The sequence below is a fragment of the Pseudomonas sp. HMSC065H01 genome (assembly GCF_001815235.1).
GTDB classification, from domain to species: domain Bacteria; phylum Pseudomonadota; class Gammaproteobacteria; order Pseudomonadales; family Pseudomonadaceae; genus Pseudomonas; species Pseudomonas aeruginosa.
In genome coordinates this window covers 163350-187417 of record NZ_KV819862.1, presented here as the reverse complement: position 1 = coordinate 187417, position 24068 = coordinate 163350, and the positions used below count along the sequence as shown (strand labels likewise).

At 67.8% G+C, this 24068-nt stretch carries 21 protein-coding genes and 2 riboswitches; of the genes, 11 read left to right on the top strand and 10 right to left on the bottom strand.

Features of this window, described 5'->3' with window-relative positions; genetic code table 11:
- Nucleotides 1-20: 20 nt before the first annotated feature.
- Both HMPREF3014_RS10325 and cif read left to right on the top strand, forming a co-directional pair.
- Entirely contained in the window at nucleotides 21-1199 is a 1179-nt protein-coding gene (locus tag HMPREF3014_RS10325; RefSeq protein WP_003124437.1) for an MFS transporter, read from the top strand.
- Between the two features lie 21 nt (nucleotides 1200-1220).
- A complete protein-coding gene (gene cif, locus HMPREF3014_RS10320) occupies nucleotides 1221-2180 on the top strand; it encodes a CFTR inhibitory factor Cif (RefSeq protein WP_003091045.1) in 960 nt (319 codons plus the stop codon).
- 19 nt (nucleotides 2181-2199) lie between these two features.
- Here cif and HMPREF3014_RS35050 read toward each other — a convergent pair whose 3' ends face one another.
- Nucleotides 2200-2331, bottom strand: coding sequence for a hypothetical protein (locus tag HMPREF3014_RS35050; protein WP_003091046.1), 132 nt, complete (start codon nucleotides 2329-2331; stop codon nucleotides 2200-2202).
- Between the two features lie 457 nt (nucleotides 2332-2788).
- Between HMPREF3014_RS35050 and HMPREF3014_RS10305 the strand changes: the two genes are divergently transcribed.
- On the top strand, nucleotides 2789-3370 hold the full coding sequence (locus tag HMPREF3014_RS10305; protein WP_023109459.1) for a cytochrome b: 582 nt from the start codon (nucleotides 2789-2791) through the stop codon (nucleotides 3368-3370).
- Between the two features lie 155 nt (nucleotides 3371-3525).
- A complete protein-coding gene (locus HMPREF3014_RS10300) occupies nucleotides 3526-3774 on the top strand; it encodes a hypothetical protein (RefSeq protein WP_023087175.1) in 249 nt (82 codons plus the stop codon).
- A gap of 55 nt (nucleotides 3775-3829) precedes the next feature.
- Here HMPREF3014_RS10300 and HMPREF3014_RS10295 read toward each other — a convergent pair whose 3' ends face one another.
- Complete coding sequence (locus tag HMPREF3014_RS10295; RefSeq protein WP_010791827.1) at nucleotides 3830-5359, bottom strand: nucleobase:cation symporter-2 family protein; 1530 nt, start codon at nucleotides 5357-5359, stop codon at nucleotides 3830-3832.
- A 428-nt stretch (nucleotides 5360-5787) separates the two neighbouring features.
- Between HMPREF3014_RS10295 and paaP the strand changes: the two genes are divergently transcribed.
- Nucleotides 5788-7398 carry an aminopeptidase PaaP gene (gene paaP / locus HMPREF3014_RS10290; protein ID WP_003119821.1) on the top strand — a complete coding sequence of 537 codons (1611 nt, stop codon included), beginning with the start codon at nucleotides 5788-5790 and terminating at the stop codon, nucleotides 7396-7398.
- 86 nt (nucleotides 7399-7484) lie between these two features.
- Here paaP and HMPREF3014_RS10285 read toward each other — a convergent pair whose 3' ends face one another.
- The 3 genes from HMPREF3014_RS10285 to HMPREF3014_RS10275 form a co-directional block, all read right to left on the bottom strand.
- Nucleotides 7485-8624: a thiolase family protein gene (locus HMPREF3014_RS10285; RefSeq protein ID WP_023087174.1), complete on the bottom strand. Its 1140-nt coding sequence runs from the start codon at nucleotides 8622-8624 to the stop codon at nucleotides 7485-7487.
- 121 nt (nucleotides 8625-8745) lie between these two features.
- A complete protein-coding gene (locus tag HMPREF3014_RS10280) occupies nucleotides 8746-9390 on the bottom strand; it encodes a vWA domain-containing protein (RefSeq protein WP_003119819.1) in 645 nt (214 codons plus the stop codon).
- 20 nt (nucleotides 9391-9410) lie between these two features.
- Nucleotides 9411-10427: a magnesium chelatase ATPase subunit I gene (locus HMPREF3014_RS10275; protein ID WP_023087173.1), complete on the bottom strand. Its 1017-nt coding sequence runs from the start codon at nucleotides 10425-10427 to the stop codon at nucleotides 9411-9413.
- A 570-nt stretch (nucleotides 10428-10997) separates the two neighbouring features.
- On the opposite strand from HMPREF3014_RS10275, the gene HMPREF3014_RS10270 reads away from it, so the two are divergent.
- On the top strand, nucleotides 10998-12092 hold the full coding sequence (locus tag HMPREF3014_RS10270; protein ID WP_003114000.1) for a 3-deoxy-7-phosphoheptulonate synthase: 1095 nt from the start codon (nucleotides 10998-11000) through the stop codon (nucleotides 12090-12092).
- A 28-nt stretch (nucleotides 12093-12120) separates the two neighbouring features.
- Here HMPREF3014_RS10270 and cobN read toward each other — a convergent pair whose 3' ends face one another.
- Nucleotides 12121-15867: a cobaltochelatase subunit CobN gene (gene cobN, locus HMPREF3014_RS10265; RefSeq protein WP_003113999.1), complete on the bottom strand. Its 3747-nt coding sequence runs from the start codon at nucleotides 15865-15867 to the stop codon at nucleotides 12121-12123.
- 75 nt (nucleotides 15868-15942) lie between these two features.
- A complete protein-coding gene (gene cobW / locus HMPREF3014_RS10260) occupies nucleotides 15943-16995 on the bottom strand; it encodes a cobalamin biosynthesis protein CobW (protein WP_003102922.1) in 1053 nt (350 codons plus the stop codon).
- A gap of 120 nt (nucleotides 16996-17115) precedes the next feature.
- Nucleotides 17116-17307, bottom strand: a riboswitch (cobalamin riboswitch).
- A gap of 58 nt (nucleotides 17308-17365) precedes the next feature.
- A riboswitch (cobalamin riboswitch) is annotated at nucleotides 17366-17516 on the top strand.
- 101 nt (nucleotides 17517-17617) lie between these two features.
- On the opposite strand from cobW, the gene HMPREF3014_RS10255 reads away from it, so the two are divergent.
- From HMPREF3014_RS10255 to HMPREF3014_RS10235, 5 genes are all read left to right on the top strand, one after another.
- Nucleotides 17618-17800, top strand: a complete 183-nt coding sequence (locus tag HMPREF3014_RS10255; protein WP_003091059.1) for a CbtB domain-containing protein — start codon at nucleotides 17618-17620, stop codon at nucleotides 17798-17800.
- 17 nt (nucleotides 17801-17817) lie between these two features.
- Nucleotides 17818-18519: a CbtA family protein gene (locus HMPREF3014_RS10250; RefSeq protein WP_003091061.1), complete on the top strand. Its 702-nt coding sequence runs from the start codon at nucleotides 17818-17820 to the stop codon at nucleotides 18517-18519.
- Between the two features lie 72 nt (nucleotides 18520-18591).
- Complete coding sequence (locus HMPREF3014_RS10245; protein WP_003102924.1) at nucleotides 18592-19020, top strand: cobalamin biosynthesis protein; 429 nt, start codon at nucleotides 18592-18594, stop codon at nucleotides 19018-19020.
- Complete coding sequence (gene cobM / locus HMPREF3014_RS10240) at nucleotides 19017-19769, top strand: precorrin-4 C(11)-methyltransferase (RefSeq protein ID WP_003102926.1); 753 nt, start codon at nucleotides 19017-19019, stop codon at nucleotides 19767-19769. Before HMPREF3014_RS10245 ends, cobM begins: the two co-directional genes overlap by 4 nt.
- Before the next feature lie 128 nt (nucleotides 19770-19897).
- Nucleotides 19898-20845, top strand: a complete 948-nt coding sequence (locus tag HMPREF3014_RS10235; RefSeq protein WP_023087172.1) for an alpha/beta fold hydrolase — start codon at nucleotides 19898-19900, stop codon at nucleotides 20843-20845.
- 72 nt (nucleotides 20846-20917) lie between these two features.
- Here the strand turns inward: HMPREF3014_RS10235 and fabV are convergent, their stop codons facing one another.
- From fabV to HMPREF3014_RS10220, 3 genes are all read right to left on the bottom strand, one after another.
- Nucleotides 20918-22114: an enoyl-ACP reductase FabV gene (gene fabV / locus HMPREF3014_RS10230; protein WP_003102929.1), complete on the bottom strand. Its 1197-nt coding sequence runs from the start codon at nucleotides 22112-22114 to the stop codon at nucleotides 20918-20920.
- 184 nt (nucleotides 22115-22298) lie between these two features.
- Entirely contained in the window at nucleotides 22299-23228 is a 930-nt protein-coding gene (locus HMPREF3014_RS10225) for an electron transfer flavoprotein subunit alpha/FixB family protein (RefSeq protein ID WP_003091099.1), read from the bottom strand.
- Nucleotides 23228-23977 carry an electron transfer flavoprotein subunit beta/FixA family protein gene (locus HMPREF3014_RS10220; protein ID WP_003091107.1) on the bottom strand — a complete coding sequence of 250 codons (750 nt, stop codon included), beginning with the start codon at nucleotides 23975-23977 and terminating at the stop codon, nucleotides 23228-23230. Before HMPREF3014_RS10220 ends, HMPREF3014_RS10225 begins: the two co-directional genes overlap by 1 nt.
- Nucleotides 23978-24068 lie beyond the last annotated feature (91 nt).

The window sequence follows — 24068 nt, the reverse complement described above, 5'->3', positions numbered from 1 at the left end:
GCTCGCGGAGGAGTCTTGCCGTGCTATTGCCGATCCTCCTGCTGGCCGCCGCCGGCTTCACCATCCTGACCACCGAGTTCGTCATCGTCGGCCTGCTCCCGGCACTTGCCGCAGACCTCCAGGTCAGCGTCGCCCAGGCCGGCCTGCTGGTCAGCCTGTTCGCCTTCAGCGTCGCCGCCTTCGGTCCGTTCCTCACCGCCGCGCTGGCGGGCGTCGAACGCAAGCGGCTGTTCGTCGCCTGCCTGCTGCTGTTCGCCGCGGCCAATGCGCTGGCCGCCGTGGCCGGCGATATCTGGACGATGGCCGTGGCGCGCTTCGTCCCGGCCCTGGCGCTCCCGGTGTTCTGGGCCATGGCCAGCGAAACCGCCGCGCACCTGGCCGGCCCCTCGCGCGAAGGGCGCGCCGTGGCGCTGGTGTTCTTCGGCATCGTCGCCGCCACCGTGCTTGGCATTCCCATCGGCACGCTGATCGCCGACGCCTGGGGTTGGCGCCTGGCATTCGCCGCACTCGCCGCGCTGGCCCTGGCCAAGGCGCTGCTGCTGGCCGCCTGGCTGCCGCGCATTCCCGGACGGCCGGGTATCTCGCTGCGCAGCCAGGCGAGCGTGTTGCGCCAACCGCTGGTGCTCGGCCACCTGTTGCTGTCGCTGCTGGTCTTCACCGGCATGTTCACCCCCTACACCTACCTGGCCGACATCCTCCAGCGCCTGGCCGGCTTCAGCGGTTCGCTGGTCGGCTGGACGCTGATGGGCTTCGGCGCGGTAGGCCTGCTCGGCAACTGGCTCGGCGGGCGCCTGGTGGATCGCAGCCCGCTGGGCGCAACCCTGCTGTTCGTCCTGCTGATGGCGCTGGGCATGCTCGCCCTGGTGCCGACCCTCGGCAACGCCTGGCTGCTCGCCGCCACCCTGGCGATCTGGGGCGTGGCCCAGGCAGCACTGTTCATCGTCGGCCAGGTGCGGGTGATGAAGTCCGCGCCGCGGGCCCCGGCGTTCGCCGCCTCGCTGAACATCTCCGCCTGCAACGCCGGGATCGGCATCGGCGCCCTCGCCGGCAGCTGGGTGATCGACGGCAGCGGCCTGGCGCCGCTCGGCGAGGTCGGCGCGCTGGTCTGCCTGGCGGCGATGGCCGTGGCCCTGCTGCTGATGCTGGCGCCACGCCAAGCTGCCACCGAGCCGTCCCTCGGCGGCCAAATCCCTCACTGAGCCCACCAAGGAAGCACAACCATGATCCTCGATAGACTCTGCCGCGGCCTCCTGGCCGGCATCGCCCTGACCTTCTCCCTGGGCGGCTTCGCCGCCGAGGAATTCCCCGTCCCGAATGGCTTCGAAAGCGCCTACCGGGAAGTCGACGGCGTGAAGCTGCACTACGTGAAAGGCGGCCAGGGGCCGCTGGTGATGCTGGTGCACGGTTTCGGCCAGACCTGGTACGAATGGCACCAACTGATGCCGGAACTGGCCAAGCGCTTCACCGTGATCGCGCCGGACCTGCCCGGCCTCGGCCAGTCCGAGCCGCCGAAGACCGGCTATAGCGGCGAACAGGTCGCCGTCTACCTGCACAAGCTGGCCCGGCAATTCAGCCCGGATCGCCCGTTCGACCTGGTGGCCCACGACATCGGTATCTGGAACACCTACCCGATGGTGGTGAAGAACCAGGCCGACATCGCCCGCCTGGTGTACATGGAAGCGCCGATCCCGGACGCGCGGATCTACCGCTTCCCGGCCTTCACCGCCCAGGGCGAGTCGCTGGTCTGGCACTTCAGTTTCTTCGCCGCCGACGACCGCCTGGCGGAAACCCTGATCGCCGGCAAGGAACGCTTCTTCCTCGAGCACTTCATCAAGTCCCATGCCAGCAACACCGAGGTGTTCAGCGAGCGCCTGCTGGATCTGTACGCCAGGTCGTACGCCAAGCCGCACAGCCTGAACGCCTCGTTCGAGTACTACCGCGCGTTGAACGAGAGCGTGCGGCAGAACGCCGAACTGGCGAAGACCCGCCTGCAGATGCCAACCATGACCCTCGCCGGCGGCGGCCACGGCGGCATGGGCACGTTCCAGCTGGAGCAGATGAAAGCCTATGCGGACGACGTCGAAGGCCATGTCCTGCCCGGCTGCGGCCACTGGCTGCCGGAAGAGTGCGCCGCGCCGATGAATCGCCTGGTGATCGACTTCCTCAGCCGCGGTCGCTGAGTCGTCCCGGTCCGGGCGATCAGAACTGCTCGCCCGGGCAGAACAGGCAGCGCAGCAGCAGGGTCATGAGCACGACAGCGCCGGAAACCAGCAGGTAAGGCAACGGGGAGAACAGGTCGTCCTGGTCCTTGCCATCGTGCTCACTACTCATGCTCTCACCTCGAGAATCGTCATGGCGGAAAAGACGCAGGATATGCACTTGCCGTCCTTGAAAGTGCACGGCGAAGTGTTCGAAGACTATAGAAACGAAGCGATCGAGTTCAATTACATCTGTGTCAGCTTGCTGTCGGCAAAACGTCAGCGGAAAGACAACGGAATATATTTCCCGATAATGCTTGGGGGTCAGCCGCGCCCCGCCCCAGGCTCTGCCGGCGTGGCGCGAGTGCCGGGGCGAAGGAAAAACCAACTTACAATGATCCCGACCCGGAATTATTCCGCCAAGTAGCTTCCGTTTCGGAAAAAAGCGACTCGCAGCACTGTTTCGGTGCAATAACGTCACATTTGAAAGTTTCGATTAAGTTTTCCGTTATCGATTATCCATAAATACGTTTGATCGCTCTCCGGACGTTTCATAGATTGCACGCCTTCACTCTCTGCGAGGCATTCCCGTGACGCATCCAGCGACCGTCTACAGCCTGTCCACCCGCCTGCTGCACTGGAGCATGGCGTTCTGTTTCATCGGCGCGATCGTGCTGGCCTATTTCGTCATCTGGGTGCTCGGCCACGACCACCCACAGCGCCTGCCGGTACTCAACCTGCACTGGGTGCTGGGCCTGCTGGTCGGCCTGCTGCTGATCCCTCGGATCGTCTCGCGGCTGCGCGGGCCGCGCCTGCCAGCGGTCCCCGGGACGCCGCTGGAGCACTGCCTGGCGCACTACGCGCACCTGTCGCTGTATGCCTTGATGCTGGTGATGCCGCTCACCGGCTACGTCGGCACCCGCCTGCCCACCGACTTCGGCCTGTTCGTGGTACCCAGCTTCAAGGACACCGCGCTGTTCGCCTGGATTTCGCAAACCTGGAACCTGAGCTGGGAGGCATTCGAGAAGCCCTTCGACGCCGTTCACCGCATGGTCGGCCTGTGGCTGAGCACCTCGGTGGTGCTGCTCCATGCGCTCGCCGCCGGCTATCACCAGTGGGTCCGCCGCGACGGCACCCTGGAGCGCATGCTCGGCCGTCGCCAGCGCCGCTGAGCGGGGCCCTTCGTCGGCTCTCGCGGCGGATCGGCGACGATCTGCTATAGAGGTAGGGACACGCAGGGAAAACCTCGCCGCCCCGAGGCTCCTCCGTGGCAACCACAGGCGTCGCGCAGGTAGCCGGGTCGGCCTCCGACAGAGAGGAGCATGCCATGGCCAGCCTGCACTGCCAGCACCGCAGCTACACCATCACCGCCGACGTCGTCGAGCATCCGGGCATTCCCACGCCCTGGGCCGCCGGCTGCCACATCACCGATCCCGAAGGCCACACCAGCAAGCGCATCGCCCTGCCCGTGCGCTTCGCCTTCCTCGCCGACCTGGAAAACGCCCAGCGCGCCTCCATCGCCCACGGCAAATGGCTGGTGGACCAGCGCCTGGACCGCGGCAAGGCGCTGTTCTGAAGCGCACAACGAAAACGGCCCTCGCAAGGAGGGCCGTCGTTCATCGCGGCGCGGCTCAGGCGCTGCCGGCTTCAGCGGTTTCGCTGCGCCGTCGCGGCGGCGCGCCATGGCTGTCGTCGCCGGCCAGCGGCACTTCGTTGCCCTGGGCGTCGTACAGCTTGCCGTCGAGGAAATAGTCGCCTTCGTGCAGGGCGGCGATGTCCTGGTAGCGCAGGGTCCGCTCGCTGGCGGCGACGAACACCGACTGCTGGTCGGAGTTGCCGGCGGTGAAGTGGTTGAACGCCAGGTTGAGCAGGATCGCCATGATCGCCGAGGAACTGATGCCGGAATGGAAGATGGTGGCGAACCAACTGGGGAAGTGATCGTAGAAGGTCGGCGCGGCGATCGGGATCATACCGAAGCCGATCGAAGTGGCGACGATGATCAGGTTCATGTTGTTGCGGTAGTCCACCTTCGACAGGGTGCGGATGCCGCTGGCGGCGACCGTGCCGAACAACACGATGCCGGCGCCGCCGAGCACGGCGGTGGGCACCGCGGCGATCACCCGGCCCATCACCGGCAGCAGGCCGAGGATCACCAGGAACAACCCACCGGTGGCGACCACGTAGCGGCTCTTGATCCCGGTCACCGCCACCAGACCGACGTTCTGGGCGAAGGCGCTCTGGGTGAAGGAGCCGAAGATCGGCGCCAGCATGCTGGAGAACATGTCCGCGCGCAGGCCGTTGCCCAGGCGCCGCGAGTCGACCTTGGTGTCGATGATCTCGCCTACCGCGAGGATGTCCGCCGAGGTTTCCACCAGGGTCACCATGATCACGATGCACATCGAGATGATCGCGGCGACCTGGAAGGTTGGCATGCCGAAGTGGAACGGCGTGGGAAACGCCACCAGCGGGCCTTCGGTGACCTTGGAGAAGTCGGCCATGCCGAGGAACACCGCGATGACGGTGCCGATGACCATCGCCAGGAGGATCGACAGGCGCGAGATCGAGGCGCTGCCGAGCTTGCTCAGCAGCAGCACGATGACCAGGGTGATCGCCGCCAGGCCGATGTTGGCCATGCTGCCGAAGTCCGGCGCGTGGCTGTTGCCGCCCATCGCCCAGCGCGCGGCGACCGGCATCAGGGTCAGGCCGATGGTGGTGATGACGATGCCGGTCACCAGCGGCGGGAAGAATTTGGTGATGCGCGAGAAGATCGGCGTGATCAGCAACCCGATCAGCGAGGCCGCCATCACCGCGCCGAGCACTGCGGGAATGCCGCCGCTGCCACCGCTGCCGATGATCGCCACCATGGTCGCCACGCCAGCGAAGGACACCCCCTGGACCAACGGCAACTGACAGCCGAAGAACGGAGCGCCGAGGGTTTGCAACAGGGTCGCCAGGCCGCCGGCGAACAGCGAAGCGGCAATCAGCAGGCCGATGTCGCCGGGCGCGAGGCCGGCGGCCTGGCCGAGGATCAGGGGGACCGCGACGATACCGCCATACATGGTCAGCACATGTTGCAGGCCGTAGGCCATGTTGGCGCCGACACCGAGGTTCTCGTCTTCAGGCCGTGGAACGGGTGGGGTTCCGGAGGACGTCGTTTTCATGGTGCGCTGTTCTCGCTTTTATTGTTGTGCGCACACTGTAGACAATTCGATCCGAAAATATCCAGACAAATGTATACAAAATTTCCGACAAATCTGTGACAGCGCTGGTGCCAGCCACTTCCGCTCGCGCGCTTATCCGCGCGCCAGACGGTTTCCTTCCTGCTGCACCATCCTCCCAGCCCCGACCAACGGCCATGGGCCCGCGCCGAAGGGCATTAACGATAGAAAGCCGCCCTCCATCCCGCCAGCGAGCTATCAGCAATTCTTCCACAAAAAGTTGATGAAATTCACATTTCAGGAATTACGCCAGGACAGCCCGGAAAGCGCTCCTAGTCTGGCAGTCAGGCCGTGCCCGAGGCGGCATTTCGGGCAATAGCGCCATGCCATCAACGGCTTATCGATCATCGCCTCACAAGGAACGGAGTCTCATGAGCAACAAGAACAATCTCAGATACGCACTCGGCGCCCTCGCCCTCTCGGTTTCCGCCGCATCCCTGGCGGCACCTTCGGAAGCGCAACAGTTCACCGAGTTCTGGACGCCCGGCAAACCCAACCCGTCGATCTGCAAATCGCCGTTGCTGGTCAGCACCCCGCTTGGCCTGCCGCGCTGCCTGCAAGCCAGCAACGTGGTCAAGCGCCTGCAGAAGCTGGAGGACATCGCCAGTCTCAACGACGGCAACCGCGCCGCCGCCACGCCGGGCTACCAGGCCTCCGTCGACTACGTGAAGCAGACCCTGCAGAAAGCCGGCTACAAGGTCAGCGTGCAGCCCTTCCCGTTCACCGCCTACTACCCGAAAGGCCCGGGTAGCCTGAGCGCCACCGTGCCGCAGCCGGTCACCTACGAATGGGAGAAGGACTTCACCTACCTGTCGCAGACCGAGGCAGGCGACGTCACCGCCAAGGTGGTCCCGGTGGACCTGTCCCTCGGCGCCGGCAACACCTCCACTAGCGGTTGCGAGGCGGAAGACTTCGCCAACTTCCCGGCCGGCTCGATCGCGCTGATCCAGCGCGGCACCTGCAACTTCGAGCAGAAGGCCGAGAACGCCGCGGCCGCCGGCGCCGCCGGGGTGATCATCTTCAACCAGGGCAACACCGACGACCGCAAGGGCCTGGAGAACGTCACCGTGGGCGAGTCCTACGAGGGCGGCATCCCGGTGATCTTCGCCACCTACGACAACGGCGTGGCCTGGTCGCAGACCCCGGACCTGCAGTTGCACCTGGTGGTCGACGTGGTACGCAAGAAGACCGAGACCTACAACGTGGTCGCCGAGACCCGTCGCGGCAACCCGAACAACGTGGTGATGGTCGGCGCGCACCTCGACTCGGTGTTCGAAGGCCCCGGTATCAACGACAACGGTTCGGGCAGCGCCGCCCAACTGGAGATGGCCGTGCTGCTGGCCAAGGCGCTGCCGGTCAACAAGGTGCGCTTCGCCTGGTGGGGCGCCGAGGAAGCCGGCCTGGTGGGCTCGACCCACTACGTGCAGAACCTCGCCCCGGAAGAGAAGAAGAAGATCAAGGCCTACCTGAACTTCGACATGATCGGCTCGCCGAACTTCGGCAACTTCATCTATGACGGCGACGGTTCCGACTTCGGCCTCCAGGGTCCGCCCGGCTCGGCCGCCATCGAGCGCCTGTTCGAAGCCTACTTCCGCCTGCGCGGCCAGCAATCGGAAGGCACCGAGATCGACTTCCGCTCCGACTACGCCGAGTTCTTCAACAGCGGCATCGCCTTCGGCGGCCTGTTCACCGGCGCCGAGGGCCTGAAGACCGAAGAGCAGGCGCAGAAGTACGGCGGCACCGCCGGCAAGGCCTACGACGAGTGCTACCACAGCAAGTGCGACGGCATCGCCAACATCAACCAGGACGCCCTGGAGATCCACAGCGACGCCATGGCCTTCGTGACCAGTTGGCTGTCGCTGTCGACCAAGGTGGTCGACGACGAGATCGCCGCCGCCGGCCAGAAAGTACAATCGCGGTCGCTGCAGATGCAGAAGAGCGCCAGCCAGATCGAACGCTGGGGTCACGACTTCATCAAGTAACCGCGACTACCCTGCGCCGGGCCGCCGGCGCAGGTTCCCCATCCAGGCCCGGCTCATCCACCGGGCCTTTTTTCATCGGCGCGCGATCACTCGACCGCTTCCAGCAAGGTCGCCACGCCCTGGCCGCCGGCGATGCACTGGGTGGCGATGGCATAGCTCCCGCCGGTGCGCCGCAGCAACGCAGCGGCCTTGCCGGTGATCCGCGCGCCGGTGGCGCCCAGCGGATGACCGATGGCCAGGGCGCCGCCATCCAGGTTGATCCTGTCCATGTCCAGCCCCAGTTCGCGGATGCAGGCGATGGATTGGCTGGCGAAGGCCTCGTTGATCTCCACCAGGTCGATGTCGGCGATGCCCAGCCCGGCCCGTTGCAGAACCTTGCGCGTCGCCTGCACCGGCCCCATGCCCATGATCTCCGGCGCACAACCGGCCACCGCCACCGCCTTGATCCGCGCCAGGATCGCCAGCCCGTGGCGGCGCGCGAAGTCCTCGCTACAGACCAGCAGCGCGGCGCTGCCATCGGTGAGCGGCGACGAGGTGGCGGCGGTGACGCTGCCGCCGAACGCCGGCTTCAACTGGGCCAGGCTCTCCAGGTTGGTGCCCGGGCGGATGCAGCCATCCTCGGCGACCCGGCCGGCGGGGGTGTCGATGGCGACGATCTCCTCGCGCAGCAAGCCGGCCTCGCGCGCGGCGACTGCCTTGGCGTGGGAGCGTACGGCCATCTCTTCCTGCTCGACGCGGCTGACGGCGTAGCGCTCGGCGACATTCTCGGCGGTCTGCCCCATGCTCATGTATACCGCCGGATAGTCCTGCAGCAACGCGGGATTGGGCGACAGGTTGAAGCCGCCCATCGGCACCCGGGTCATCGACTCTACCCCGGCGGCGATGAAGGCTTCTCCGGCGCCCAGCAGGACTTGCCCGGCGGCGTAGTGGACGGCGCTCATGGACGAACCGCAGAAACGGTTGAGGGTCGCACCGCCGAGGCTCTGCGGGAAGCCGGCACGGAAACTGGCGATGCGCGCGATGTTCATGCCCTGTTCCGCCTCCGGATAGGCGCAGCCCATGACCACGTCCTCCAGCAGCGCAGGGTCGAGATCGAGTTTCTCCACCAGGCCCTTGAGCACCGCGGCGGCCAGGTCATCCGGGCGGATATCGACCAGCGCGCCTTTCCTGGCGAAGTGGAACGGCGAACGGGCGTAACCGGCGATAACGACTGAAATCGGCGACATGAGGATATCTCCGTGAGATGGATTGGCTGGATCGCAGGAAGATATTACGCGCATAATATTTATTGAATTACAGTCGAAATACAATTTGACCGAAAAAGCCGCAGGACTCGCTGAAACGCCCTCAGACTTCGTTCAATTCACTGATATGCCGATACTCGGCCCCCAATTCCCGGGCCAGGCGCTCGGCCTTGCCCAGGCGCAACGGGCCGCTTTCGAGGTCGACCAGCAGGCTCGGGCAGGCAGCCTCCGGCAGCGCCGGCCAGTCGCGCAGACGGCCGTCGGTAAGCACCAGCAGACGCTGATGCTCGGCGGGTTTCTGCCGCTGTCGGCGCGCCAGCCAGCCAGCGGCCTGGTGCAGGGCGTCGAGCAGCGGCGTACCGCCGCCGGCGCCCAGCTGGCGCAGCCAGTCCTGCAACTCCCGCGAGGCCTTCTGCCCCTGCCAGAGCCATTGCGCCTGCTGCCCGGTGGCATGCAGCACGGCCAGGCGGATGCGCTGCCGATAAGCCTCCTCGAACAGCGTCGCCAACACTCCCTTGGCCTGGGCCAGGGCGCCGTACCGGCGGGTGCTGGCGGAGGCATCGACGATCACCAGCCAGAGTTCGCCCGGGCGCCGGCTGCGCGGCTGGCGAAGCAGGTCGCGGCGCTGTCGGGGACGTCCGCGCAGCAGGGTCGGCAACCATTGGATGGCGCCCTCCGCACCCTGGCTCAGGGCGCCGCCAAGTCCGCCGCGCAGGGCTCCGGGTCTGCTCCTGGCATCCGCACCCATGACCGAGCGCGGGCGGATGCTCAGGGCTTTTTTGGCCAGCGCGGCAGCTCGCGGGCGGTCCCCATGGCCACCGGCCGAGCCGGCAATTCGCCCCACTGCCCTTCGCCGTTGCCGGTGCGCTCCGGGAGCGCGACAGGGGCCGCCGCGGGCGGTGGCGGTGGATTGGCCGCCGATGGTGGCGGGTTCGACTGGCGACGGCGATGCAGCAGGGCGAAATGTTCCACCGCATCGATGTCCTCCGCCTCGATCCGCTCGCCGCCGCGCCAGGCTGCATGGGCGCGCGCCGCGCGCAGCCAGACCAGGTCGGCGCGCAGGCCATCGACAGCCGCCTCGAAGCAGCGTCGAGCGATGCTGTCCAGCGCCGCATCGTCCAGGGGAATCCGCGCCAGCCGCCGGCGCGCCTCGGCGCAACGGCGGCGCAGGGTGTCCTGCTGGCCTTCCCAGCGTTCGACGAAGGCCTGCGGGTCGGCATCGAAGGCCAGCCGGCGACGGATGATCTCTGCCCGCTCGGCCGGCGGCGGCTGGGTATCGAGGCGCACGTTGAGGCCGAAACGGTCGAGCAGTTGCGGGCGCAGTTCGCCCTCTTCCGGGTTCATCGTGCCGATCAGCACGAAACGCGCCGGATGCCGGTGGGAAATGCCATCGCGCTCGACCAGGTTGACGCCGCTGGCGGCGACGTCGAGCAACAAATCCACCAGGTGGTCCGGCAGCAGGTTCACTTCGTCGACGTAGAGCACGCCGCCGTCGGCCTTGGCCAGCACGCCCGGGGAAAACCGCGCGCGACCTTCGCCGAGGGCGGCGTCCAGGTCGAGGCTGCCGACGATGCGCTCCTCGCTGGCGCCCAGCGGCAGGGTAACGAACTCGCCCGCCGGCAGCAGTTCGGCGACGCCCCGCGCCAGGGTCGACTTGGCCATTCCGCGCGGCCCCTCGATCAGTACCCCGCCGATCGCCGGATCGACCGCGGCCAGGCACAGCGCCAGCTTCAGTTCGTCGGCGGCGACCACGGCGGACAGGGGGTAATGCACGGTAGCGCTCATGGGGATTCCTGCGGCGGACGGACGGAAATACGGACCGCCAAGTCTATCAGGCCGGCGGCGCCGGTATCGAACCGTGAAACAGTCGTTGAACCGGCCGCCTCGCTTGCAGTAAGCTCGGGACTCGTTCACGGGAGAAACCCATGCCGCACACCCGCCATCCGCACCTGCATTCCAGTGCCTCGCGCCCTGGCTTGTCGTTGCGCGCGCGTGCGCCGCAGGCACCCCGTGCCGCGTATTTCTTCGGGTATTGGTTTAGCCACTCCGGCGCCTGATACCCCAACGGCGCCCACGGTATACGGGACGCCTACCCTGCACACGCAAACCCCCGGTCGGCTCCCCGACCGGGGGTTTTGTTTTTCCGGCCCGTTTTTCCGGCCCACAAGGCCACAACCACAGACCAACGCACAGGACATCGATCATGACCGCATACCGCTACCGCACTGGCTACCCGCTCAACACCTGGCGATTTAGCGACGGCCGCCAGCCGCTCGCCAACCCACGACATTGCCGAACACCTCGATAGGGCACGACGCGCGCGGGATGCCCGCCGCCAGCCCAGGAAGCCAGACCATGAACTCATCCGTATCCGCACTGACCACCCTTTCGCCGAACGTCCAGGCCGTCGCCCTGCCCAGCGCCACCGCCCGTACCGCCCTGGAACGCCTGCCCAGCCCGCTCGAACTCAAGGCCCGCCAGCCGTTGCCGCTGGAGCTGGCCAGCCAGGTCGCCGCCAGCCGCGACGCCATCCGCGCCATCCTCGACGGCGACGACCCGCGCCTGCTGGTGGTAGTCGGACCCTGTTCGATCCACGATCCCCGCTCCGCCCTCGAATACGCCGAACGCCTCGCGGCGCTGAGCGACGAACTCGACGGCCAGTTGCTCCTGGTGATGCGCGCCTACGTGGAAAAGCCACGCACCACGGTGGGCTGGAAGGGCCTCGCCTACGACCCGCACCTGGATGGCAGCGACGACATGGCCGCCGGCCTGGCGCTGTCCCGGCAACTGATGCTGGACATGCTGCGCCTCGGCCTGCCGCTGGCCACCGAACTCCTGCAACCTCTGGCCGCCGGCTACTTCGACGACCTGCTGAGCTGGGCGGCGATCGGCGCGCGCACCAGCGAATCGCAGATCCACCGCGAGCTGGTCAGCGGCCTCGGCCTGCCGGTGGGCTTCAAGAACGGCACCGACGGCGGCGTCGGCATCGCCTGCGACGCGATCCGTTCGGCGGCCCACGGCCACCGCCATTTCGGCCTCGACCCGCACGGTCACCCGGCGCTGATCGAGACCCGCGGCAATCCGGACACCCATGTGGTGCTGCGCGGCGGCCGCCACGGTTCGAACTACGGCCCCGAGCAGGTGCAGGCCGTGCGCCAGGCCCTGGAAAGCCAGGGCATCGCCACGCGGATGATGGTCGATTGCAGTCACGCCAACAGCGGCAAGAACCCGCTGAACCAGCCCGGCGTCCTCGCCAGCGTGCTGGACCAGCGCCTGGCCGGTGCCAGCGACCTGGTCGGGGTAATGCTGGAAAGCCACCTGTTCGACGGTTGCCAGGCGCTCGGCGGCGAACTGCGCTACGGCGTCTCGATCACCGACGGCTGCCTCGGCTGGGAAGGCACCGAGCGGATTCTCCGCGACGCCGCCCGGCGGCTCGCCGAGCGGCGCTGAAAGCGGTGGGAGCGGCCATGCCGCTCCGCTATTCCTCTTCGACGTCCAGCAGCAGGTTCTCCAGGGCCTCGCGATAGGCCCCCGGCTCCTGCCAGAGCCCGCGCCGCTGCGCCTCCACCAGGCGCTCGGCCATGTCGCGCAGGGCCTGCGGATTGTGCTGGCGGACGAACTCGCGGGTCTCCGCGTCGAGCAGGTAGGCGTCGGCCAGCAGCGCGTACTGGTGGTCGTCGATCAGCTCGCTGGTGGCATCGAAGGCGCACAGGTAGTCCACCGTCGCCGCCAGTTCGAAGGCGCCCTTGTAGCCGTGGCGCTTCATCCCGGCGATCCACTTCGGATTCACCGCCCGCGCCCGCACCACCCGGTTGAGTTCTTCCTTGAGCGTGCGGATGCGCGGGTTGTCCGGCTGGCTGTGGTCGCCGTGGTAACTGGCCACCGGCGCGCCGCGCAGGGTTTCCACCGCCGCCAGCATGCCGCCCTGGAACTGGTAGTAGTCGTTGGAATCGAGCAGGTCGTGCTCGCGGTTGTCCTGGTTGTGCAGCACCGCCTGCAGGCGTTCCAGGCGCTGGGCGAAGCGTTCCCGCGCCGGCGTGCCGTCGTCGGCGGCACCGTAGGCGTAGCCGCCCCAGTTCAGGTAGACCTCGGCAAGGTCGGCGCGGGTCTCCCACAGCCGCTCTTCGATTGCGCCCTGCACGCCGGCGCCGTAGGCACCCGGCTTGGCGCCGAAGATCCGCCAGCCGGCCTGCCGGCGCGCCTCCGCCGGCGCCGTGCCCTGCGCCTCGAGGCGCTGGCGTTCCAGGCGTACGCGAGCGGCCAGCGGGTTCAGCTCCTCCGCCTCGTCCAGCTCGGCGACCGCCTGCACCGCCGCATCGAACAGGCGGATCAGGTTGGCGAAGGCGTCGCGGAAGAACCCGGAGACCCGCAGCGTCACGTCGACCCGCGGGCGGTCCAGCAGGGAGACCGGGAGTATCTCGAAATCGGCGACGCGCTGGCTGCCGGCCTGCCAGACCGGTCGCACGCCGAGCAGGGCCAGGGCCTGGGCGATGTCGTCGCCGCCGGTGCGCATGGTCGCCGTGCCCCACACCGAGAGGCCGAGCTGGCGCAGGTGATCGCCATGTTCCTGCAGGTGACGCTCGAGCAGCAGGTTGGCCGACTGGAAGCCGATGCGCCAGGCGGTCGGGGTCGGCAGGTTGCGCACGTCCACCGAGAAGAAGTTGCGTCCGGTGGGCAGCACGTCGAGTCGCCCGCGACTCGGCGCGCCGCTCGGACCGGCCGGTACGAAGCGCCCTTCGAGGGCTGCCAGCAGCCCGTCGATCTCGGCCCCGCCACAGGCGTCCAGGGTCGGTGCCACCTGTTCGCACAAGCCGCGCAACACCTCGCCGCTGGCACGCCAGGTGGCAGGCGGCGATTCGCCGCCCAGGCAGCGTTCTATCCAGTGCAACGCCAGCAATTCCAGGCGTTCGCGGGTATCCCCGAGAGTACGCCAGGGCTCCCCGCCCCGCTCTTCCAAGCAGGCCGGCCGCGCGCCCTGCCAGGCCTCGCCCATGTCGCAGGCCAGCGGATCGAAGCCCAGGCCAAGGTCGTCCGCCAGGCTCTTCAGCAACCCGGCGTTGGCGCCCTTGCCATCGCCGCGCGGAACCCGCAGCAGCGCCAGCAGGGTATCCAGGCGCAATCGCCCGCTCGGCGACTCGCCGAACACATGCAGGCCGTCGCGGATCTGCGACTCCTTCAGGTCGCAGAGATAGGCGTCCAGCTGCGGCAGCCAGCTGTCCGGATCGTCGCTGAGCTGCAAGCCGATCTCGCGGTCGAGACGGTTGTCGCGCAGGAGGACGAGAATCTCGCCGCGCAACTGTTCGGCGCGGCGTGGGTCGAGCAGCGAGGCATCGTAGAACTCGTCGGCCAGGCGCTCCAGGTCGCGCAGCGGGCCGTAGCTCTCGGCGCGGGTCAGCGGCGGCATCAGGTGGTCGATGATCACCGCCTGGGTGCGGCGCTTGGCCTGGGCGCCCTCCCCCGGATCGTTGACGATGAACGGATAGATGTTCGGCAGCGGACCGAGCAACGCGTCCGGCCAGCATTCGGCGGACAGGCCGACTCCCTTGCCCGGCAGCCATTCCAGGTTACCGTGCTTGCCGACGTGCAGCAGGGCATCGGCGCGGTAGGCGTGGCGCAGCCAGAAGTAGAACGCCAGGTAGCCGTGCGGCGGCACCAGGTCGGGATCGTGGTAGACCGCCGCCGGATCGAGCTGATAGCCGCGCGCCGGCTGGATGCCGACGAAGGTCAGGCCATAGCGCAGGCCGGCGACCATCATCCGTCCGTCGCGGAACATCGGGTCCTGTTGCGGCTCGCCCCAGCGCGCCAGCACCGCCTGGCGATTGCGCTCCGGCAGGCGTGCGAAGCAGGCCAGGTAGTCGTCCAGCGCCAGGCTCTGGGCGCAGGGCCGTAGGTCGAGATGCTCCAGGTCGTTGCTGACGCCGCCGAGCAACTGGCGGATCAGCTCGGTTCCGCTGGCGGGCAGTCCGTCGACCGGATAGCCCTGCTGGCGCAGGGCACGAAGGATGTTCAGCGCCGCCGCCGGGGTGTCCAGGCCGACGCCGTTGCCGATCCGGCCATCGCGGGTCGGGTAGTTGGCCAGCACCAGCGCCACCCGTTTTTCCGCGTTTGGCTTGCGCGCCAGCTCGGCCCAGCGCCGCGCCAGTTCGGCGACGAAATCCATGCGCTCGTCGTCGGCGAGATAGCAGACCACGTCGCTCTCGCTGCGTTCGCTGCGCCAGGCCAGGCCCTTGAAACTGATCGGCCGGGTGACGATGCGCCCGTCCAGCTCCGGCAGCGCCACGTGCATGGCCAGGTCGCGCGGCCCCAGGCCTTGCGGGTTGTCCAGCCAGAGCGGGCGGTTGTCCAGCGAGCAGATCGCCTGCAATACCGGCACGTCGCGACGGAACGGACGCAACTCGGGCGCCTCCGGATTGGACTGGGCGAAACCGGTGGTATTGACGATCAGCGCGGCGTCGCTGCGCTCCAGCCAGTCTTCCACCTGCGCCAGGCAGGCGCTTTCCTTGAGGCTGGCCAGCGCGATCGGCAACGGGTTGAGCCCCTGCGCCGCGAGGCGTTCGCAGAAGCGTGCGATGAAGGCGGTGTTGGCTGCCTGCAGGTGGGTGCGATAGAACAGCAACGCGACCACCGGACGCCCGGCCTGCCAGTCGGCACGCCAGTGTTCCAGGGTCGCCTCGGCATGCCGTGGATGGAACAGTGCCACCCGCGGCAGCGCCTGCGGTTCGCGCCAGGCGTAGTCGCGGCCGAGGCACTGGCTGGCCAGGCAGCGGTAGAACTGCCCGGCGTTCTCCAGGCCGCCCTGGCGCAAGTATTGCCAGAAGCGCTCGGCCTGCTCCGCCGGCAGGTTGCCAAGGGCGCTCAGCTCCGGGTCGGGGCGGTCGTCGCCGGGCACCGGGATCAGCAGCGCGCCGCGCTCGGCCAGCGCCACCAGTTGCTCCACGCCGTAGCGCCAGTAGCCGATGCCGCCGTGCAGCGAAAGCAGGATCACCCGCGCGTGCCGCAGCACTTCCTCGACGTAGAGGTCCACCGAGGCGTGGTTCTGCAACTGCATGGGGTTGGCCAGGCGCAGGCTCGGGTAGTCGTCCGGCAGCGCACGGGCGGCCTCGGCCAGCAATGCGAGGTGCGAATCGCCGCTGCAGAGGATCACCAGCTCGGCGGGAGTCTGGGCCAGGTGGGCGATGCCGTCGTCGGGAACGAAGCCGCCGGGTTGGGTGCGCAACAGGTGCATGGACGTTCTACCGGTAGGACGCAAGAAGCTGGGGCCGGCGAATCGCCATCGCCGGCCCCGGCCGGGGATCACGGATCAGGCAAGCGCTGTGCGCAGCTGGTTGGCAATGGCGGCCTGGTCCAGCTCCTGGCCGATCACCACCAGCCGGGTGCTGCGGACTTCGTCGGCCAGCCACTTGCGGTCGAAATGCCTGTCGAAGCGCTTGCCGACGCCCTGTACCAACAGGCGCATGGGCTTGCCCGGAATGGCGGCGAAACCCTTGATGCGAAGTATGTCGTGACGCTCCACCAGCTCGCCGAGGGCCTCGAGCAGCGCAGCTTCCTCCACCTCGGGGAGATCGACGTGGAAGGAGTCGAACTCGTCGTGGTCGTGGTCCTCGTGGCCTTCGTGGTCGTGGTGGGTCGGCCGGCCGTCGATGTGCAGCTCGGCCTCGGCGTTGAGTCCCAGCAAGACCGGCAGCGGCAGCTCGCCCCGGCTCGCCTCGACGATCTTCACCGCCGCCGGCAGCTCCCCGGCGATCTCCGCGCGGACCCGCGCCAGGGCCTCGGCGTCGAGCTGGTCGGCCTTGTTCAGGATCACCAGGTCGGCACTGGCCAACTGGTCCTCGAACAGTTCGTGCAGCGGCGATTCATGGTCGAGGTTGGGGTCCTGGCGGCGTTGCTGGTCCACCTGCTCGGGATGGGCGGCGAAGGTACCGGCCGCCACCGCCGGACTGTCGACCACGGTGATCACCGCGTCGACCGTGCAGGCGTTGCGGATTTCCGGCCACTGGAAAGCCTGCACCAGCGGCTTGGGCAGGGCCAGGCCGCTGGTCTCGATGAGGATCTGGTCAAGGTCGCCGCGGCGCGCCACCAGCTCGCGCATCACCGGGAAGAACTCTTCCTGCACGGTGCAGCACAGGCAACCGTTGGCCAGCTCGAAAACGCGGCCCTGCGCCTCTTCTTCGCTGCAGCCGATGGAACATTGCTTGAGGATCTCGCCGTCGATGCCGAGTTCGCCGAACTCGTTGACGATCACCGCGATGCGCCGGCCTTCGGCGTTGTCCAGCATGTGCCGGAGCAAGGTGGTCTTGCCGGCGCCGAGGAAGCCGGTGACGATGGTGACGGGGAGTTTCGCCAGGGTTTTCATGGGCAGCCCTTGTTCAGCTCGGCGGGCATGCGGACGAGTGGCGCGGACGCAGGGGCCGCGCAACGGATTCGCCACCGGATCACCCCGCCCGGTTGTATGGAAGTCTTGTCCCCGGGCATCGCGCCACGGGATCGACGAGGCAGGTCTCCTGGCTCACGGTCTGGCGTCTCCGCCGGTTCCCCGCCTTCCCGCGTCACGCAGTGGCATTGGGGAACGATCGCCGTTCACAGTTGCGGGGGCAGCCGCGGCATCGACCGCGTTCCCTCTTAGCCCCGCCGTCGCCGGCGAGGAACCTCGAACCGGCAAGGCTACGCAGTGCGCGGGCCAGGGTCAATCGGGCCGGTTGACGCCCGGCGGTCCTTCATGCTGTCCTAGGCGGGTTGTCCCAGGTGTCTCGTGCCGGCGCGCACGAGGTGAAACGGGAAGCCGGTGACGCTCTCCGAGCCAGTCCGGCGCTGCCCCCGCAACGGTAAGCGCATCGCGCGCGAGCCCGGAGACCGGCCTGGAACCTTTCGTTTGATTCACCCGCGGTGGGCGGGCGCAAGCGTGAAGCGGGCCGTCCGGGCCTGTTCCTCGTGCGTACTCCTCTGCCACGCCCATGCCAATCCAGAGGGAACGCACCATGTCCAGCAGCACCCTAGCGCACGCCAGCTCCACCACCTCCCTATCGAAGCGACTGAGCCTGGCCATCGGCGCCGGCCTGCTCGGCGCGCTGCTGGTCTATTTCGCCGGTTTCTCGCACATCGACGCGGTACACAACGCCGCCCACGATACCCGGCACAGCTCCGGCTTCCCCTGCCACTGAGTCGCGAGGGAACCAGAATGATCAAGCGCATCGCCCAGACCGCCGGCTTCGCCGGCCTGCTCGCCGCCCTGCTGCTGACCCTGCTGCAGATTCTCTGGGTCACCCCGCTGATCCTCGAGGCGGAGACCTACGAGAAGAGCGAGCCGGTCGCGGCCCAGCCCCACGAACACGCCCCCGGCGTCGCCGCCCATGTCCACGACGAGGAGGCCTGGGAGCCGGAGGACGGCTGGCAGCGTACCCTCTCCACCACCGGCGGCAACCTGGTGGTGGCGGTCGGCTTCGCCCTGATGCTCGCCGGCCTCTTCACCCTGCGCGCGCCGGGCCAGACCTGGCAGGGCCTGCTCTGGGGCCTGGCCGGCTACGCGGTGTTCTGCCTGGCGCCGTCGCTGGGCCTGCCGCCGGAGCTGCCGGGTACCGCCGCGGCCGACCTGGTGCAACGCCAGTACTGGTGGATCGCCACCGCCGCCGCCACCGCGGTGGGCCTGGCCCTGCTGGTGTTCGGCGGCAACTGGCCGCTGAAGCTGGTCGGCGCCGTCCTGCTGGCGCTGCCGCACCTGTTCGGCGCGCCGCAGCCCGAGGTCCATGCCAGCCTGGCGCCGGAAGCCCTGGCCCAGCGTTTCGTGGTCGCCTCGCTGGTCAGCAATGCGCTGTTCTGGGCCGCCCTCGGCCTGGCCGCTGCCTGGCTGTTCCGGCGCAACAGGGGCGGCGTCGACGCCTGACCGCCTGCCACCCGCGACCCTTGCCGGTCGCGGGTCCATAGTGCCTCTCCTTCCATTTCCTCCGGTGCGCGCATGCCCCTGCCCATCCCCAGCCTGCTGATCGCCGGCATCGGCTGCCGCCGAGGCTGTAGCGCCGAGCATCTGCGCGCGCTGCTGGAGCGAACGCTGGGCGAACACGGGCGCAGCCTGGCCGAGCTGGACGCCCTCGCCAGCATCGACGGCAAACGCGACGAACCCGGCCTGCGGCAACTGGCCGCGCTGCTCGAACGCCCCGTGCATTTCCTCGCACCCGCCGTCCTGCACGACTACGAGCCGCGCCTGCTCAGCCCCTCCGCCGTCGCGCTGCGCGAAACCGGCTGCTCCAGCGTCGCCGAGGCCGCCGCCCTGGCCCTGGCCGAACGCCTGGGTGGCGGTCGCGCCGATCTGCTCGGCGCGAAACGCAGCGACGATCGGGCGAGCATCGCCCTGGCACGTCTTCTCACCGAACGAGAACTCCCATGACCGTCTATTTCATCGGCGCCGGTCCCGGCGACCCTGACCTGATCACCGTCAAGGGGCAGCGCCTGATCCGCCAGTGCCCGGTGATCCTCTACGCCGGCTCGCTGGTTCCGCAAGCGCTGCTCGAGGGGCACCAGGCCGGCCAGGTGGTGAACACCGCCGAGCTGGACCTCGAACAGATCGTCGAGCTACTCGCGCAAGCCCATCGCCGCGGCCTCGACGTAGCCCGCGTGCATTCCGGCGATCCCTCCCTGTACGGCGCCATCGGCGAGCAGATCCGCCACCTGCGCGAACTCGGCATCCCCTATGAGATCGTCCCCGGGGTCACCGCCACCGCCGCCTGCGCCGCCCTGCTCGGCTGCGAGCTGACCCTGCCCGAAGTGTCCCAGACGCTGATCCTGACCCGCTACGCCGCACGCACGAAGATGCCGGAAGGCGAGAGCCTGGGCGACCTGGCGCGCCACCGGGCGACCCTGGCGATCCACCTGGGCGTCGCCCACCTGGCGAAGATCGTCGAGGAACTGCTGCCGCACTACGGCGCCGACTGCCCGGTCGCGGTGATCCACCGGGCCAGTTGGCCCGACCAGGAACAGGTTCGCGGCACCCTCGGCGACATCCTGCCCAAGGTCGCCGCCAGGAATTTCCGCCGCACCGCGCTGATCCTGGTCGGCGAGGTGCTGGCCGCCGAAGGCTTCGCCGACTCTTCGCTGTACCGCGCCGAGCATCGACATCTCTATCGACCCGGCGAATGAACCGCCGTCCTTAGGTTCGGCGCCGACCACCGGCAGCACGCCTAGACTCGTCACAAGGCTTGCGACAGCGGGCCGGCACGGCTAGCGTTCAGCGCTGGCCCCTTTTTTCCTGAAGCCTTCGGACACCCATGAAACGATTCCTCCTCGGTCTGGTTCTGCTGCTGGCGGTCGCCGCCGGCGTCCTCTACTTCGTCCCGGCTACCCTCCTCGCCAGCGTACGCACCGTCGAGCGCGGTCTCGCCGGTCTCAGCGAGCACAGCGTGCAGGTCGACAACCTGGAGATCGCCTACCTGGAAGGTGGCTCGGAGAAGAACCCGACCCTGTTGCTGATCCACGGCTTCGGCGCCGACAAGGACAACTGGCTGCGCTTCGCCCGGCCGCTGACCGAGCGCTACCATGTGGTCGCCCTCGACCTGCCCGGCTTCGGCGACAGCAGCAAGCCGCAACAGGCCAGCTACGACGTCGGCACCCAGGCCGAGCGAGTCGCCAATTTCGCCGCCGCCATCGGCGGGCGCCGCCTGCACCTGGCCGGCAACTCCATGGGCGGGCACATCGCCGCGCTCTACGCGGCGCGCCATCCGGAACAGGTGCTATCGCTGGCGCTGATCGACAACGCCGGGGTGATGCCGGCGCGCAAGAGCGAACTGTTCGAGGACCTGGAGCGCGGCGAGAATCCCCTGGTGGTGCGCCAGCCGGAAGACTTCCAGAAGCTGCTCGACTTCGTGTTCGTCCAGCAACCGCCGCTGCCGGCGCCGCTCAAGCGCTACCTCGGCGAACGCGCGGTAGCCGCGTCGGCGTTCAACGCGCAGATATTCGAACAACTGCGCCAGCGCTACATCCCGCTGGAGCCGGAACTGCCGAAGATCGAGGCACCGACCCTGCTGCTGTGGGGCGACCGCGACCGCGTGCTGGACGTCTCCAGCATCGAGGTGATGCGTCCGCTGCTGAAGCGGCCCAGCGTGGTGATCATGGAAAACTGCGGACACGTGCCGATGGTCGAACGCCCGGAGGAAACCGCGCAGCACTACCAGGCCTTCCTCGACGGCGTACGGAACGCCCAGGTGGCCGGTCGCTGAAAACGCGAACCGGCGCCTGGGCGCCGGTGCGGGGGAGCGGGAGCCGTCGCGAGGACGGCTCGGATCCAGGCCTCAGGCCTGGATCAGGTTGGCGATCTGCACGTCCGGGTTGACGTCCTGCTCGTAGTCGACCCCAGCGACCTCGAAACCGAACAGGTTGAGGAACTCGCTCTTGTAGCCGGCGAAGTCGGTCAACTCGTAAAGGTTCTCGTTGGTTACCTTGTCCCACAGCTCCTCGACACGGGACTGCACTTCCGGCTGCAGTTCCTTGTAGTCGGCACGCAGGCGGCCTTCCTCGTCGAGGCGCGGCTCGGCGCCGTACAGGCTCTCCCGGTACAGGCCGTCGACCTGCTCGATGCAACCTTCGTGGGTGCCCTGCTCCTTCATCACCTTGAACAGCAGCGACAGGTACAGCGGCATCATCGGGATCGCCGAGCTGGCCTGGGTCACCACCGCCTTGAGCACCGAGACGCGCGCGTCGCCGCCCAGCGGGGCGAGCTTGTCGCGGATACCGAGGACCTTCTGGTCGAGATCCTTCTTGGCCGCGCCGATGGAACCGTTCCAGTAGATGTCGTGGGTGATCTTCTCGCCCAGGTAGGTGAACGCGGTGGTCTTCGCGCCGTCGGCCAGCACGTCGGCCTCCAGCAGCGCGTCGATCCACATCTGCCAGTCCTCGCCGCCCATCACCGCAACGGTATCGGCGACCTCCTGGTCGCTGGCCGCCTCCAGGACCACGTCCTTGATCACTTCCTTGTCGGTGTCCAGGCCACGGAAGCTGACCGACTTGCCGATCGGCTTGAGGGTCGAGGAGAACACTTCGCCGCTCTTCGGATGGGTACGGCGCGGCGCGGCCAGGCTGTAGACCACCAGGTCGACCTTGCCGAGATCGCGCTTGATGGTCTCGATGGTCAGCCGCTTCACCTCGTCGGAGAAAGCGTCGCCATTGATGCTGCGGGCATACAGGCCTTTCTCGTGGGCGAACTTCTCGAAGGCCGCCGAGTTGTACCAGCCGGCGGTGCCCGGCTTGCTCTCGCTGCCCGGACGCTCGAAGAACACCCCGAGGGTATCGGCGCCGGAACCGAACGCGGCGGTGATGCGGGCAGCCAGGCCATAGCCGGTGGAGGAACCGATGACCAGGACCTTCTTCGGTCCGTTGACGACGGGGCCCTTGGCCTCGACGTAGTCGATCTGTTGCTTGACGTTGGCCTCGCAGCCTGCCGGATGGGTAGTGACGCAGATGAAGCCACGCACGCGCGGTTTGATGATCATGAAAACCTCGGTTGCTAGATGCCGGAAAAGCACATTCAGGAGCTAGAGACGTCGCGCATTGTAAATGAGACACCTCCGCTTGGGCGGACCGAAGGCAGGAATCGTGACCAAAGGGTCACGCGTCGCAGCCCGGACATAAAAAAACCCGCTCCGGGGAGCGGGTCTTGTCGGCTTGGAATCGGGCTCAGACGGCCTTTTCCAGCTCCGGTACGGCGTCGAACAGGTCGGCGACCAGGCCGTAGTCGGCGACCTGGAAGATCGGAGCCTCTTCGTCCTTGTTGATCGCGACGATCACCTTCGAGTCCTTCATGCCCGCCAGGTGCTGGATGGCACCGGAGATGCCCACCGCGATGTACAGCTGCGGGGCGACGATCTTGCCGGTCTGGCCGACCTGCATGTCGTTCGGCACGAAACCGGCGTCGACCGCGGCGCGGGAAGCGCCGACTGCGGCACCCAGCTTGTCGGCCAGGGCGTAGAGGATCTTGAAGTTGTCGCCGTTCTGCATGCCGCGGCCGCCGGAGACCACGATCTTGGCAGCGGTCAGTTCCGGACGGTCGGACTTGGCCAGCTCTTCGCCGACGAAGGCGGACTTGCCGGCATCGGCCGGGCCGGAAACCTGCTCGACGGCAGCCGAACCGCCTTCGGCGGCGACGGCGTCGAAGCCGGTGGTACGCACGGTGATCACCTTGACCGCAGCCGAGGACTGCACGGTAGCGATGGCGTTACCGGCGTAGATCGGACGCTTGAAGGTGTCGGGGCTGACCACTTCGACGATCTCGGAGATCTGGTCGACGTCCAGCAGCGCGGCGACGCGCGGCAGGAAGTTCTTGCCGTTGGTGGTAGCCGGGGCCAGCACGTGGCTGTAGTTCTTGCCCAGCTCGGCGATCAGCGGTGCGACGTTTTCCGGCAGTTGGTGGGCGTAGGCGGCGTTGTCGGCGACCAGCACCTTGGAGACGCCCTCGACCTTGGCGGCGGCTTCGGCCACGGCGGCAACGTTCTGTCCGGCGACCAGCACGTGGATGTCGCCGCCAATGGCCTTGGCAGCGGCAACGGTGTTCAGGGTGGCAGCCGCCAGGGCCGCGTTGTTGTGCTCAGCGATAACCAGGATAGCCATTAGATTACCTTCGCCTCGTTCTTCAGTTTCTCTACCAGTTCAGCCACGGACTTGACCTTGATGCCAGCGGAGCGTGCAGCCGGCGCCTCGACCTTCAGGGTCTTCACGGTGGAAGCGGTGGAAACGCCCAGGGCGTCCGGGGTCACCACGTCCAGCGGCTTCTTCTTGGCTTTCATGATGTTCGGCAGCGACGCGTAGCGCGGCTCGTTCAGGCGCAGGTCGGTGGTGACGATGGCCGGCAGGTTCAGCGCGACGGTCTGCAGACCGCCATCGATCTCGCGGGTCACGTTGACCTTGTCGCCAGCGACCTCGACCTTGGAGGCGAAGGTGCCCTGGGCGTAGCCGGTCAGCGCGGCGAGCATCTGGCCGGTCTGGTTGTTGTCGCTGTCGATGGCCTGCTTGCCGAGGATCACCAGCTGCGGCTGCTCCTTGTCGACCACGGCCTTGAGCAGCTTGGCCACGGCCAGGGAGTTCAGCTCGTCGTTGCTCTCCACCAGGATCGCACGGTCAGCGCCCAGCGCCAGCGCGGTGCGCAGTTGCTCCTGGGCGGCGGTCGGGCCGACGGAGACAGCGACGATCTCGGTAGCCACGCCCTTCTCTTTCAGGCGCACGGCTTCTTCCACGGCGATTTCGCAGAAGGGGTTCATGGACATCTTGACGTTGGCGAGGTCGACGCCGGAGTTGTCCGCCTTGACGCGGACCTTGACGTTGTAGTCGACCACTCGTTTGACTGCTACAAGAACCTTCATGGATTCCTCGTTATTCTCCGGTGAATAAGGATGTCGCCAGACAGGCCTGGCCGGTGATGCTCGCCGGCCGGAAACCGACACTCTGCTAGAC